Below are 13,383 nucleotides of genomic sequence, written 5' to 3' on the forward strand. Positions count from 1 at the left end.
CAGTCCTCCTAGTGAGCCACGGCGGCGGCGCCGTGTTCGTCGATCAACGCCCCGGTGGTGAAGCGCTCCAGCGTGAAAGGCCTGTTGAGCTCGTGCGGTTCGCCGTGCGCGAGCGTGTGCGCGAAAACCCAGCCGACACCGGGCGTTGCCTTGAACCCGCCCGTGCCCCAGCCGCAGTTGACGAACAGGTTCTCCACCGGTGTGCGGCCGATGATCGGCGACGCGTCCGGTGTGACGTCCACGATTCCGCCCCACGTCCGGATCAGGTGCGCGTGCGCGAAGATCGGGAACAGCTCCAGCGCGGCGGCCATCTGCTGCTCGATCACGTGCACCGAACCACGCTGGCCGTACGAGTTGTACGAGTCGATGCCCGCGCCCATCACCAGCTCACCCTTGTGCGCTTGGCTGACGTAGACGTGCACGTGGTTGGACATCACCACGGTCGGGTGCACGGGCTCCAGCAACTCCGAGACAAGCGCTTGCAGCGGATGGCTTTGCAACGGCAGCCGGACGCCCAGTGTGGACGTGAGCACGCTGGTGTGCCCGGCGGCCGCGAGCCCGATCCGCCCCGCGTGGATCGGGCCGCGATTGGTTTCGACGCCGGTCACCCGGTTGCCGTCGGTGATGAAGCCGGTGACCTCGCAGCCCTGGATCAGGTCAACGCCGTACCGGTCGGCCTTGCGCGCGAACGCCCAGGCCACGTAGTCGTGCTTGGCGATCCCGGCCCGCGGCTGCCACGTCCCGCCGAGCACGGGATAACGCACGTCCGGCGAGGTGTTCACGATCGGGCAGACCTCGACGAGCTCGTCCGGCGTGAGCCACTCGCCGTCGATCCCGTTGAGCCGGTTGGCGTGCACCCGCCGCGTGCCCTCACGGACGTCCTGCGACGTGTGCGCCAGGTTCAGCACACCGCGCTGGCTGAACAGGAAGTCGTACTCCAGGTCCTCCCGCAGGCCTTCCCAGAGTTTCAACGAGTGCTCGTAGATGCCCGCGCTCTCGTCCCACAGGTAGTTGGACCGGATGATCGTGGTGTTGCGGGCCATGTTCCCGCCGGCCAGCCAGCCCTTCTCCAGCACGGCGACGTTGGTGATGCCGTGGTTGCGTGCCAGGTAGTAGGCGGTGGCCAGGCCGTGCCCGCCCGCGCCGACGATGACGACGTCGTAGGACTTCTTCGGCTCGGGCGTGCGCCAGAGCCAGTCGGGGTGCTCCATCCGTCATCCCCTCAACCGGGTCATCTTCGGGTCGAACAGCGGCTCCTCGGCGACAGTCGCCTCGATCCGGCGGTCGAAATATCCGATGTGGACAGTCTGGCCCGGTGTGCTCAGCGCGGCGGGCAGCCAGGCGTACGCGATGCCTTTGCCGATCGTGTGCCCGTACGCCGCGCTGGTCACGTAACCGACGCACGTCTCGCCGTCGAACACCGGCTCCTTGCCCATCACCGTGTCGTCCAACGTCAGACACGTGAGCTTGCGTCGCGGCTCGCCCGGGTTCAACGCGTCCTTGCCGACGAACTCCTCTTTGGCGAGCTTCACCGCGAACCCGAGACCCGCTTCGAACGGGTCGTGCTCGTAGGTCATGTCCGTGCCGAAGGACCGGTAGCCCTTCTCCAGCCGCAAGCTGTTGAACGCCGCCCGGCCGCCCGCGATGAGGCCGTACTGCTCACCGGCCGCCCACAGCGTGTCCCACAGCTTCAGGCCCATGTCCGCGTCGGTGTACAGCTCCCAGCCCAGTTCGCCCACATAGGACACCCGCAGTGCGGTGACCGGGACGTTGCCGATGTAGCCCTGCTTGCCGCGGAAGTACTTCAAGCCGGTCAGGTCGATGTCGGTCAACGGCTGCACGAGGTCGCGCGCCCGCGGCCCCCACACGCCCAGGCAGCACGTGCTCGAGGTGATGTCGCGGACAGAGACGTCCTCGGGCAGGTGCCGGGTGAACCAGTCCCAGTCCAAGTTACCGTTGGCGCCCACCTGGAACCGGTCCTCGGCCAGCCTGGCCACCGTCACGTCACTGCGGATGCCGCCGTTGACGTCCAGCAGCAGGCAGTACGTCACCGAACCGACGGACTTGTGCACGTCACCCGTGGTCATCCGCTGCAGGAAGTCCGCCGCGCCACGGCCTTCGACCACCAGCCGCTTCAACGCCGTCATGTCGTACAGGGCCACGCGCTCACGGGTGATCTGCGCTTCGACGGCCGCGATCGGCGACCAGAACCGGGCCGCCCAGTCGTTGGGCTGGTGCACGGCACGGTCCTGGAGCTGGTCCAGGTTCACCTCGTACCACTGTGGGCGTTCCCAGCCGTTGGCCTCGAGGAAGTACGCCCCGAGCTCCTTCTGGCGCTGGTGGAACGGGCTGGTCCGCAGCGGCCTCGGGGACTGCATCGGCTGCAACGGGTGCTTGATGTCGTAGACCTCGACGAAGTTCTGGCAGCCGCGTGCCGTGACGTAGTCCGGTGCCAGGTGGTGCTTCTCGAACCTGTTCACGTCACATTCGTGCAGGTCGTAGGACTTGCAGTAACCCTCGACGAGCCATTCGGCCATCGCGTTGGCAACGCCTGCGGAGTGCGTGACCCAGACCGCCTCGGCGACCCAGAACCCGCTGACCGCCGGGGATTCGCCGAGCAGCGGCATGTCGTCGACGGTGAACGAGAACAGGCCGTTGATGCCTTGCTCGATCTTGGCGTCCCTGGTCGGCGGCAGCAGCCAGCGGGTCTCGTGCCAGGCCTCCTCGAAGTCCTGCTCGGTGAACGGCATGACCGACGGCATGACCTCGGCGTCGTCCACGCTGGCGATGTCGTGCACGTCGACCGGCATCGGCTGGTGGCCGTAGAAGCCGACGCCGATCGTGTCGTGGCGGTCGCGGAAGTACAGGTCCGCGTCCTGGTGGCGCAGGATCGGCCGGACGGCTTCGGCCCGCTGCCCGGCGATCGCCGGCACCTGGCCGGTCCACGCCAGCTGGTGCGCCAGCGGGACCAGCGGCAACGTCATCCCGGCAAGGCGCGCGATCTTCGGGCCCCAGATCCCGGCGCAGCAGACCACGATGTCCGCGGCCAGCTCACCCTTGTCGGTGACCACGCCCGTGACCCGGTCGCCCTCGGTCTTGACGTCGAGCACCTCGTGCCGCTCCAACAACACCGCCCCGCGTGCCTCGGCCCGCTTGAGCTGCACGGTCACCGCCTGCACGGCCTTGGCGAGTCCGTCGGTCGGCACGTACAGGCCCGCGCGGACAGAGTCCTCGCGCAGCAACGGGTACAGCTCGCGAGTCCTGTCCGCGTCGAGCACCGTGCCCTCGACTCCCCACGCGGTGAGCCAGCCGTGCCTGCGGTGCAGCTCCTGCTCGCGTTCCGGCGTGCAGGCCACTTCGAGGCCGCCGACCTGAAGGAAGCAGCCGAGCTCGACCAGCTTCTCGATCGTGTACCGGGCCAGCTCGGTCATGGTCTTGGACCCGTTGGCCTGGAACACCAGCCCGGGGGCGTGTGACGAGGAACCGCCGGGCGTGGGCAGTGGCCCCTGGTCGACGACCGTGACGTCGGTCCAGCCCTTGGCTGTCAGCTCGTCGGCGAGGGCGGCGCCGACCACTCCCGCGCCGATGATCACGACCCTCGGTCCGGCCACGCCAGCCTCCTAGTATGCACTATTCGCAACACCGCGCAGCTTGCGCAACAAGCGTCGCGCGGAGGTGCTGTCGTGTCAAGCGTCCGGGAGCCAGTTGCCGTGGAAGCCCGCGGGAACGCGCCGGGGGAGCTCCACCGACGCGGCGAACTCCAGCGTCTGGGCGTCCAGCACGAGCAGCTCCGAGCCGCTGTTGTCCTGCTCGGTCACGATCGACATCAGCCAGCCGTCGTCCTCGGCCGTCGCACCCTGCCTGTGCACGAACTCGGCCTCACCTGGTGCTTTGCCCAGTTCCTTGATCTCGTGGCCGCCATCGGCGGTGTTGTACTTGACGATCGCGCTGTCGGTGACGGTGTACAGGAACTGGCTCGGACGCCCCAGCTTGTCCTCGTTGAACGACGGGAACTCCACCTCCCGTTCGTCGCGCTGCTCCTCGACAGCCTTCCCAGTCGCCGGGTCGAGAATCCAGCGGTGCAACGAGGTTCCGACCGCGTAGTCGGTGGGGTTGCCGCTGTCGCTGATGCTGTGCCAGATCGAGACGAACTTGTCGCGGGAGTAGCGGACGGCGTCCAGCACGATCCGGCCCTGGTCCTCGTAGGCGTTGCCGACGTGGAAGACGTAACACGGGTCCACGTCGAACCACTGCACGTCCCCGCCTGTCGGCAGCACGCCGATCCGGGCGCCGTAGCTGTCGCTCCAGTCGTAGGGCAGGCCCTTGCCGACCCGCTCGGCCTCGAACGTGACCGGCAGGTCCAGCCAGATCACGTGGTTCTCGGTGACGGCGAAGTCGTGCATCATCGTCGGGCCCGCGACGGCGATCTCCTTGCTCTCCACCAGTTCGCCGTCGGCGTCGAGCCGGTGGTAGGTCAGGAACGGCGGGAGGACGCCGTAGCCGAAGAAGTGCAGATCACCCGTGACCGGATCCTGTTTGGGATGCGCGGTCATCGCGGTGGTCAGCCTGCCACCGAAGTCGCACGGGCCGACGGTGTCCAGTTCGGACGTCATCTCGTACGGGAAACCGGCCTCCACCAAGGCGAAGATCTTGTCGGCGTGCCTGATGACGTTGGTGTTCGCGCTGACGGCGGTCCGGTCGAAGCCGTTCTCGGTGAGGTACTCGGCGCCTTCGAGCTTGCGGGTGCGCACCCACCGGTTGCGGTACCACTCCGCGCGGCCGTCGGCGATCCGGATGCCGTGGATCATCCCGTCTCCGGCGAACCAGTGCCCGGGATCCTGGCCGGGCTGCGGGTTGGGGCCGTTGCGGAAGTAGCGGCCGACCAGCTCACGCGGCAGTTCACCGGTGACGGGCAGGTCAACGGCCTCGATCTCGTCGGCGACCGGGGCGAGCAGACCTTCGAGGTAGACAGGCATGTCCATCTCCTTCCAGTAGTGACATGTCGAAGCTAGAACGTCATGATTCGACATGTCAACACTGGAATGTCATGATGGGTGAATGAGCCTTCGCCACGGCGTGCTCGGCATGCTGACCTCAGGGCCCGCCAGCGGATACGACCTGCTGAAGCGGTTCGAGCAGTCACTGGCCAACGTCTGGTCGGCAACCCAGAGCCAGCTCTACGGAGAACTGGCCAAGATGGCCGACGAGAGCCTGGTCGAAGTAGCCGCGCAAGGGCCGAGAGGGCGCAAGGAATACGCGATCACCCAGCGCGGCAGGGACGAACTCCAGCACTGGATGACCGAGGTGGACCCGGACCCGCCGCGCCGGAGCGCGATGCTGCTGCGCGTGTTCTTCCTGAACCTCATCCCACCCGACCAAGCCGTCGCGTACCTGCGCAGGCAAGCCGACCTCGCCGCGCACCAGCACGCCGAACTGGCCGCGATCGGCGAATCACTGCGGGACGAGTCCGACGAGGAAACCTTCTACGGCCGGATCGCGCTGGAATGGGGTTTGCGTGCCAGCACCCTGGTCCAGGAATGGGCAGCGTGGGCCGAAACCCAGGTGAAGAACGCGACGCGCGCCGACACCTGAGCTTCGGAGTTCAGCCCCACTGCGCGCAAGCCCTCACGTTGCGGGCAGCCAGGCCCTGACCTTCTCCTGGTTCTGCTCCACCCAGCGCTTCGCCGCGGCTTCCGGGCTCATCTTGTCCACCGCTATCCAACGGGCGACGATGTTCTGGTCGGCGTTGGTCCACTGGAAGTTCTTCACCAGCCGGTAGGCCGGGCCGTCGGCTTCGGCGAACTTCCTGCTGACTACCTTGTCCAGGTCGTAGTCCGGGTAGTCGCAGGCGATCTTCTCCGCCACCTCGTCGCAGCCCGGGGTGTGCGGGGGCAGCTTCACCTTCTCCAGCTTCACTTCCGTGAACAGCCACTGTGGTGAGTAGAAGTAGCCGATCAGCGGGGTTCTTCTCTCCTCCGCCTGCTTGAAGGCCTGGATCAGCGCTGTTTCACTGCCGCCGTAGACCACTTTGAAGTTCAGGCCCAGGTTCTTCACCAGTGCCTCGTCGTTGGTCACGAACGACGGGTCGCCGTCCAGCAGTTGGCCCTGCGCACCGGACTCGGAGGTCTTGAACAGCTCCGCGTACTTGTTCAGGTTCTTCCACTCCAGGATGTCCGGGCGCTCCTTCGCCAGCCACGGCGGCACGTACCAGCCGATCTCGCCCTTCACTCCCGTCGACCCCGCCGACACGCCGATCTTCTGCTCGTCGATGTACTTCTTGCGCAGGTCGTCGTGGCCCCAGTTCTCCACGACCGCGTCCACTTCTCCGGTGCCGAAGCCCTGCCAGGCGACCTCTTCCTTCAGGTCCTTCTTGGTCACCCGGCAACCGAGGTTCTTCTCCGCCACGTAGGCGATCACCGCCGCGTTGGCCTCGTAACCGACCCACGGGTTGACGGCGAGCTTGAAACGGCCGCACGCACCGCCGTTGCCGGCTTGGTTCCGCCCGACCTTCGGGCCGACGCACCCGGACAGCACCAGTACCGCCGCCAGTGCGACTCCGAGCGTCCGCTTCACCGTCGACCTCCTCTGTGCATGCGGTTGGCCGCGGCCTGGGTCAGGCGGTCGAGCATGACCCCGAGCAGCACGATGGCGATGCCTGCCGCCAGGCCCTTGCCGTAGAGCTGTCCTTGTGAGAAGCCCGCTACCACGTCGTAGCCGAGCGCGCCCGCGCCGACGAGACCGCCGACCACGACCATGCAGAGCACGTAGATCAGACCCTGGTTGGTGGCCAGTGCCACCGCGCGTGCCGACATCGGCAGCTGGACCTTGGTGATCGTCTGCCACGTGCTCGCCCCCGACGCTACCGAAGCCTCCACTGTGGTCGCTGACACACCGCGGATCCCGTCGGCCACGATCTTCGTCGCCACCGGCACCGCGTACACGACCGCGGCCGCGATCGCGGTGAACCTGCTGGCCGCGAACAGCGCGAGGAACGGCACCAGGTACACGAAGACCGGCATCGTCTGGCCGGCGTCGAGCACCGGCCGGATGACGCGGTCGGCCCGTTTGCTGCGGCCCATCCACACGCCGACCACGATGCCGATGACCATCGTGAACGCGGTCGCGACGATCGTCGACGCGAGCGTGGTCATGCTGTCCGACCACAAGCCCGAGAACACGATCAGCGCCAGGCACACCGACGACACGATCGCCGCCCGCGCGCTGCCGACGACCAGTGAGATCGCCACGATCGCCGCCGCGACCAGCCACCACGGCGAGTCGGCCAGCACGGACTGCAACGGGTCGATCAGCACCAGGGTGAACACGTCCTTGATGCCGCCGGTGACCGGCGCCAGGTTCGACTGCACCCAGGTGGTCACGTCACCGGCCCACACCGCGATCTTGCTGCCGATGTCCAGGTTCGAGTCGAACTCCGCGGCCCAGACGTAGGTGTACGACAGCCAGACCGCGAACGCCGTCGGCAGCGCGGCCAGCCACAGGATGATCCTGTGTGGACGGTTGCGGCGGCCCCGGCCGGCTGCCGCGGTGGTGACGCGGTCGAGCACGATCGCCATCACCACGATCGCGAGACCGGCGTTGAACGCGGTGCCCACGTCGAGTGTCTGCAACGCTTTCACGACGGTCTTGCCCAGCCCCGGCGCGTCGATCAGCGCGGCGATGGTGACCATCGCCAGCGCCGCCATGATCGTCTGGTTCACGCCGAGCACGATGGTGCGTTTGGCCGCGGGCAGCAGCACTTTCGTCAGCGTCTGGGTTCTCGTCGAGCCGAGCGACTCGCTGGCTTCCACCGTGTCGTGCGGTGCCGATCTGATGCCGTGCGCGGTCAGCCGGATCACCGGCGGTGCCGCGTAGATCAGTGTCGCGATGGTCGCCGACGCCGGTCCGATCAGGAAGAACAGGGTCAGCGGCGCCAGGTACACGAACGACGGCATGATCTGCATGAAGTCCAGCACCGGCGTGATCAGCCGGTTGAACCGGTCCGACATCCCCGCCCAGACGCCCAGCGGGATGCCGATCGCCAGCGAGATGATCACGGCGGCCAGCGTCAGCGCGAGCGTGTCCATGCTCTCGCGCCACAGGCCTTGCAGGCCGAGGAAGAAGAAACCGGCGGCGGCGAGCAGCGCGACGCGGATGTTCGCGACCGCCCACGAGCCGAAGCCGACCAGCGCGACCACGCCGAACCAGCCGATCAGCGGCACCGGCCGGTCGAACGACGGCTGGGCGATGACCGACTGGATGACCACGACGAACTCGTCGATGCCCACCCGGATGTGGTTGAAGAAGTACAGGAAGAGGGGGTTCGAGTCGCGGCCCGCGCCGATCGCGTCGTTCAGGTCGTTGAACCAGCGGTGCACGGTGGTGAGCTGGGCTCCGCCGAGTGCGAGGGTGTGCGTGCCGCGCAGCACCAGCCACAGCAGCAACCACACCGCGAGGATGCCTGCCACGATCCGGCCGCGGTTGCGCACGACGATGCTCATCCTCGGCAGCCTCGTGGACACCGTCGTCCTCGAAGTCGCCACCATCAGGAGTCACTTCCGCCCGCGATGACCGACAGGATCTCCTCGTCGCCGACGATGCCGAGCAGCTCACCGTCCTTGACGACCTTGACCGGCTTCTCCGCCGCCAGCACGCTGCGCGTCGCCTCCCGCACCACCACGTCCGGGCCCAGTTCGGGACCGTCGAGCGGGTCGTCGTCGCGTTTCGGGCGCATGATCCACTTCAGGGTCAGCACGTGCGAGCGCGGCACGTCCCGCACGAAGTCGCGGACGTAGTCGTCGGCCGGTGCCGCGACCAGTTCGTCACCGGTGCCGATCTGCACGAGCGCGCCGTCGCGCATGATCAGGATGCGGTCGCCGAGCTTCAACGCCTCGGACAGGTCGTGGGTGACGAACACCATCGTCTTGCCGACCTCGTGGTGCAGCCGGATCACCTCGCTCTGCATGTCCCGCCTGATCAGCGGGTCGAGCGCGGAGAAGGGCTCGTCGAACAGCAGCACGTCCGGGTCGCCCGCGAGCGCCCGCGCCAGCCCGACCCGCTGCTGCATGCCGCCGGAGAGCTGGTCGGGGTAGGAACCCCCGTATCCGTCGAGACCGACGAGTTCGATGACCTCGCCCGCGCGCTTGGTGCGTTCGGCTTTCGACACGCCGCGGATCTCCAGGCCGTACGACACGTTGTCGACGACAGTCCGGTGGGGGAGCAACCCGAAGTGCTGGAACACCATGGAGAACTTGTTGCGCCGCAGGTCTCTGAGCCGTTTCGGGCCGGCCGTCAGGATGTCCTCGCCCTCGAAGACCACCTCGCCCGCGGTCGGTTCGATCAGCCTGGTCAGGCAGCGCACCAGCGTCGACTTGCCCGACCCGGACAGGCCCATCACCACGAAGACCTCGCCGGCGGCGACGTCGAAATCGATGTCGCGGACCGCTGCCGTGCAGCCGGTCCGGTCCAGCAGTTCGCGTCGGGACAGCGCACCCAGCTCGGCTGAGCCGGGCACCCGCGCGGCCTTGGGCCCGAACACCTTCCACAGGTTCCGGACGGAGATCACCGGCTGTTGCGTATCGTGCACCTGGGTTCCGTGCATGGAACACCATTCTTCGACGACGGCCACATAGTCAAGACCGCCCCGTGTCGCAAATGGGTCTACCTGGGCGGCATCTACTGGCCATGCCATCCCAACCGGCGGGACACCTCATGGGCGGCCGCCACCACTCTGGAAGCGACATCCGGTACGTGATCAGGCGTGATGCGGAAACCCGGACCCGAAGCGCTGATCGATCCGACCACCGTTCCGTCGGCACCGCAGATCGGCGCGGCGACGGCGGTCAGCCCCACTTCCAGCTCATCGACGGCCAGCGCGTACCCCTTCCTGCGGACCACGTCGACCTGGGCGCGCAGCGCGGCCCGGTCGATGATGGTCTTGTCGGTGAAGCGCTTCAGGACACCGGACGTGAGCTCGTCGAACCGCGCCCCCGACACGCTCGCCAGCAGGACCTTGCCGTTGGACGTGGCGTGCAGCGGGATCCGCTGGCCGACCCAGTTGTGCAGCTGCAGCGCGGCCGACCCGGCGACCTGGTCGACGTACAGCGCTTCGTGGCCGGACAGCACCGTGATGTTCACGGTCTCACCGACCACTTCGGCCAGCCGTTGTGACACCGGTTTGGCGCGCTGCACCAGGTCGAGCCTGGCCGTGGTGGCACCGGCGAGCTGCAGCACGCCGACGCCGAGCCGGTACTTGCCGCGCTCGGTGTGCTGCTCGACCAGGTCGTGCAGCTCCAGCGTGGTGACCAGGCGGAACGCCGTGGACTTGTGCACGTTCAGCTTGGCCGCGATCTCGGTGACGCCCAGTTCGCCGTGCGTGGCCAGCAGCCGCAGCACGGTCAACGCCCGGTCGACCGACTGGATCGTGCTGCCACTGTCGGCGTTCACGGCTTGTGGTGGCGGTAGAAGGTGACGTCCGACGGGGGCAGCGGGGTGTTGCCGAGGATGAGGTCGCTGGCCTTCTCCGCGACCATCATCACGGGCGCGTAGATGTTGCCGTTGGTGACGTACGGGAACACCGACGCGTCCACCACGCTCAAGCCGTCGACGCCGTGCACCCGCATGGTCGACGGGTCCACTACGGACATGTCGTCGACGCCCATCTTCGCCGTGCAGGACGGGTGGTACGCGGTCTCGGCGTCCTTGGCGACCCACTCGAGGATCTGCTCGTCGGTCCTGACCTCGGCGCCGGGGGACAGCTCGCCGTCGTCGAACTCGTCGAACGCGGACTGGCTGAGGATGTCGCGGGCCACGCGGATCGCCTCGACCCACTCGCGCCGGTCCTGCTCGGTGGACAGGTAGTTGAAGCGCAGCGCCGGGTGTTCCCGCGGATCCCTGGACTTGATCTTCACCGAGCCGCGTGCGTCGGAGTACATCGGTCCGATGTGCACCTGGTAACCGTGGCCCGCGGTCGGCTGCGACCCGTCGTAGCGCACGGCCAGCGGCAGGAAGTGGAACATCAGGTTGGGGTACGCGACATCCTCGTTGCTGCGCGCGAACCCGCCGCCTTCGAAGTGGTTGGTCGACGCCGGTCCCTTGCGGGCCAGCAGCCACTGCAGACCGATCATCGGCCGGTTGCGCCACTTCAGCGCCGGGTTGAGCGACACCGGCTTCTTCGACGCGTGCTGGACGTAGACCTCCAGGTGGTCCTGCAGGTTCTCGCCCACCCCCGGCAGGTCGTTGACCACGTCGATGCCCAGTGCCCGCAACTCACTGGCGTTGCCGATCCCGGACAGCTGCAGCAGCTGAGGCGTGTTGATCGCACCACCGCACAGGATGACTTCCTTGCCGCGCACGGTCTTCGTCCGGCCGAACCGGCTGATCTCCACGCCGGTCGCGCGTTCGCCGTCGAACAGCACCTTGTTGACGTGCGTGTGGCACTTGACCGTCAGGTTCGGACGGTTCATCACCGGGTGCAGGTAGGCGCGGGCCGCGGACAGACGACGCCCGTTGTGGATGTTGCGGTCGAACTCGGCGAAACCTTCCTGCTGGAAACCGTTGACGTCCTTGGTGATCGGGTAACCGGCCTGCTGCACGGCCTGGAAGAACGCGCCGAACAGGGGATTGGTGGCTGGACCGCGCTCCAGGACCAGCGGGCCGTCGGCACCGCGCCACGCGTCGCCGCCCGCCAGGCAGTTCTCCATCTTCCTGAAGTACGGCAGGCAATGCGCGTAGTCCCAGTCCTGCATGCCCTTGTCGGCGCCCCAGCGCTCCAGGTCCAGCGGGTTGCCGCGCTGGAAGATCATGCCGTTGATGCTGCTGGAACCGCCGAGCACCTTGCCGCGGCCGTGCGAGACGCGACGGCCGCCCATGAACGGTTCCGGTTCCGAGTGGTATTTCCAGTCGTAGAACCGGTTGCCGATCACCATGGTCAGCGCGGCAGGCATGTGGATGAAGACGTCCCAGATCCAGTCCGGCCTGCCCGCCTCGAGCACGAGCACGGTCGTGGAGGGATCGGCCGACAGCCGGTTGGCCAGCGCGCACCCTGCCGAACCGCCGCCGACGATGATGTGGTCGTAGGTCACCGCGCCCTCCAAGTGTTGCGTATTGCTCAACTCTGCTCGTAATGCGAAGTATTTGCAGGCTAGCCGGGGTTGACCCGGTCGCCAACCGCTGCCGACACTGTTGCTTATCACGTTAAATGTCGCGTACAGCGCAACAGAAGGTCGCCGCGAGCGATGACGCCCAGCGCGAGAGTGCCCCACCACCAGGCCTTCGAACGCGGCGTGGAAGTCGTCGGCGCCACCGCGCACTACGTGACGGCCGACCTGGACGAAGGCCCGATCATCGAGCAGGAGGTGATCCGTGCCGACCACACCCAGGACGCCGAGCAGTTGGCCGTGGCCGGTCGCGACGCCGAACGCCTCGCACTGGCCAGGGCGGTCCAGTGGCACGTCGAACGCCGCGTGCCGCTCAACGGCCACCGGACGGTGGTGTTCAAGTAGGTCGCTACTCGCCGAAGTAGCCGACGCGGGAACTGATCTCGGCGGCACCGACGCACAGCTTCTCGGCGACCGCGGTGAACGACTCGACGGTGAGCCGGTACGCGGGCCCGGACACGCTGACCGCGGCGATCACGTCCCCGCTGCCGCCTCGGATCGGCGCCGCGATCGCGTTCAGCCCGATCTCCAGTTCCTCGTTGGTGCTGCTCCAGCCGCGTTCGCGGATCATGTCCAGTTCGGACAGCAGCTTCGAGCGGCTGGTGATCGTCGCGGGTGTGTAGCGCTCCAATGTGTCCATCGCCGAGGTCAGGTCGTCCTCGCCTGCCCACGCCAGCAGCACCTTGCCGCTGGACGTGGCGTGCAGCGGGGTGCGCTGGCCGAGCCAGTTCCTCGTGGTCACGGCCGCGGTGCCGTACACCTGGGTGATGTTGGTCGCCTGGCCGGAGTCCATCACCGCGACGTTCACAGTCTCGTCCAACTCGGACGCCAGGCGCGCGCAGACGGGGTGGCTCTCTCTCGGCAGGTCGAGTCTGGCGGTGGTGGCGCCGGCGAGCCGGACGATCCCGAACCCGAGGCGGTACTTGCCGCGCTCGGCCACCTGTTCGACCAGCCGGCGCTGCTCCAGCGCGCCGATCAGCCGGAACGCCGTGGACTTGTGCACGTCGAGCTCGGCCGCGATCTCGGTGACCCCGGCCTCCCCCCGGACGGCCAGGATGTCCAGGATCGCCAGCGCGCGGTCCACGGACTGCACAGGGGTGGACTGCGCCGGGACGGTTGCGGGCTTTTCGTTCCCCATGTCGCAACTCTACTCAAGCGTTAACTACTTCCCCTGGTTGAACCCTTGACGCGTTCCTGATGAAGCCTCACTCTGTTGCTTATCGCACAA

At 67.5% G+C, this 13,383-nt stretch carries 10 protein-coding genes and 1 pseudogene; 2 read left to right on the top strand and 9 right to left on the bottom strand.

Annotated elements, in window-relative coordinates:
- Positions 1-8: 8 nt before the first annotated feature.
- From AOZ06_RS00300 to AOZ06_RS00310, 3 genes are all read right to left on the bottom strand, one after another.
- Positions 9-1,211: a sarcosine oxidase subunit beta family protein gene (locus AOZ06_RS00300; protein WP_054287555.1), complete on the bottom strand. Its 1,203-nt coding sequence runs from the start codon at positions 1,209-1,211 to the stop codon at positions 9-11.
- Between the two features lie 3 nt (positions 1,212-1,214).
- Positions 1,215-3,611, bottom strand: a complete 2,397-nt coding sequence (locus AOZ06_RS00305) for a GcvT family protein (protein WP_054287556.1) — start codon at positions 3,609-3,611, stop codon at positions 1,215-1,217.
- A gap of 75 nt (positions 3,612-3,686) precedes the next feature.
- Positions 3,687-4,976 carry a carotenoid oxygenase family protein gene (locus AOZ06_RS00310; RefSeq protein WP_218921915.1) on the bottom strand — a complete coding sequence of 430 codons (1,290 nt, stop codon included), beginning with the start codon at positions 4,974-4,976 and terminating at the stop codon, positions 3,687-3,689.
- A gap of 82 nt (positions 4,977-5,058) precedes the next feature.
- Between AOZ06_RS00310 and AOZ06_RS00315 the strand changes: the two genes are divergently transcribed.
- Positions 5,059-5,592 (top strand): PadR family transcriptional regulator, encoded by a 534-nt coding sequence (locus AOZ06_RS00315; RefSeq protein ID WP_054287558.1) that lies wholly within the window; start codon positions 5,059-5,061, stop codon positions 5,590-5,592.
- A gap of 33 nt (positions 5,593-5,625) precedes the next feature.
- Here AOZ06_RS00315 and AOZ06_RS00320 read toward each other — a convergent pair whose 3' ends face one another.
- From AOZ06_RS00320 to betA, 5 genes are all read right to left on the bottom strand, one after another.
- Positions 5,626-6,573, bottom strand: coding sequence for an ABC transporter substrate-binding protein (locus AOZ06_RS00320; protein WP_054287559.1), 948 nt, complete (start codon positions 6,571-6,573; stop codon positions 5,626-5,628).
- Positions 6,570-8,498 carry an ABC transporter permease gene (locus AOZ06_RS00325; protein ID WP_218921916.1) on the bottom strand — a complete coding sequence of 643 codons (1,929 nt, stop codon included), beginning with the start codon at positions 8,496-8,498 and terminating at the stop codon, positions 6,570-6,572. The genes AOZ06_RS00320 and AOZ06_RS00325 overlap by 4 nt, the downstream gene beginning before the upstream one ends.
- A gap of 44 nt (positions 8,499-8,542) precedes the next feature.
- Complete coding sequence (locus AOZ06_RS00330) at positions 8,543-9,583, bottom strand: quaternary amine ABC transporter ATP-binding protein (protein WP_236952020.1); 1,041 nt, start codon at positions 9,581-9,583, stop codon at positions 8,543-8,545.
- 89 nt (positions 9,584-9,672) lie between these two features.
- Complete coding sequence (locus AOZ06_RS00335; protein WP_054287561.1) at positions 9,673-10,443, bottom strand: IclR family transcriptional regulator; 771 nt, start codon at positions 10,441-10,443, stop codon at positions 9,673-9,675.
- Positions 10,440-12,080 carry a choline dehydrogenase gene (gene betA, locus AOZ06_RS00340; RefSeq protein WP_083471419.1) on the bottom strand — a complete coding sequence of 547 codons (1,641 nt, stop codon included), beginning with the start codon at positions 12,078-12,080 and terminating at the stop codon, positions 10,440-10,442. The genes AOZ06_RS00335 and betA overlap by 4 nt, the downstream gene beginning before the upstream one ends.
- A gap of 174 nt (positions 12,081-12,254) precedes the next feature.
- Between betA and AOZ06_RS00345 the strand changes: the two are divergent.
- A pseudogene (locus AOZ06_RS00345) lies at positions 12,255-12,500 on the top strand (formyltransferase family protein); the annotation flags it as partial.
- Between the two features lie 4 nt (positions 12,501-12,504).
- Here the strand turns inward: AOZ06_RS00345 and AOZ06_RS00350 are convergent.
- On the bottom strand, positions 12,505-13,293 hold the full coding sequence (locus AOZ06_RS00350; RefSeq protein ID WP_218921917.1) for an IclR family transcriptional regulator: 789 nt from the start codon (positions 13,291-13,293) through the stop codon (positions 12,505-12,507).
- Positions 13,294-13,383: the final 90 nt, after the last annotated feature.

The organism is Kibdelosporangium phytohabitans (assembly GCF_001302585.1).
GTDB lineage: Bacteria > Actinomycetota > Actinomycetes > Mycobacteriales > Pseudonocardiaceae > Kibdelosporangium > Kibdelosporangium phytohabitans.

Coding starts and splice junctions, on each gene's coding strand:
- AOZ06_RS00300 (WP_054287555.1), bottom strand. CDS start 1,211: ATGGAGCACCCCGACTGGCTCTGGCGCACGCCCGAGCCGAAGAAGTCC.
- AOZ06_RS00310 (WP_218921915.1), bottom strand. CDS start 4,976: ATGCCTGTCTACCTCGAAGGTCTGCTCGCCCCGGTCGCCGACGAGATC.
- AOZ06_RS00315 (WP_054287558.1), top strand. CDS start 5,059: ATGAGCCTTCGCCACGGCGTGCTCGGCATGCTGACCTCAGGGCCCGCC.
- AOZ06_RS00325 (WP_218921916.1), bottom strand. CDS start 8,498: ATGAGCATCGTCGTGCGCAACCGCGGCCGGATCGTGGCAGGCATCCTC.
- AOZ06_RS00350 (WP_218921917.1), bottom strand. CDS start 13,293: ATGGGGAACGAAAAGCCCGCAACCGTCCCGGCGCAGTCCACCCCTGTG.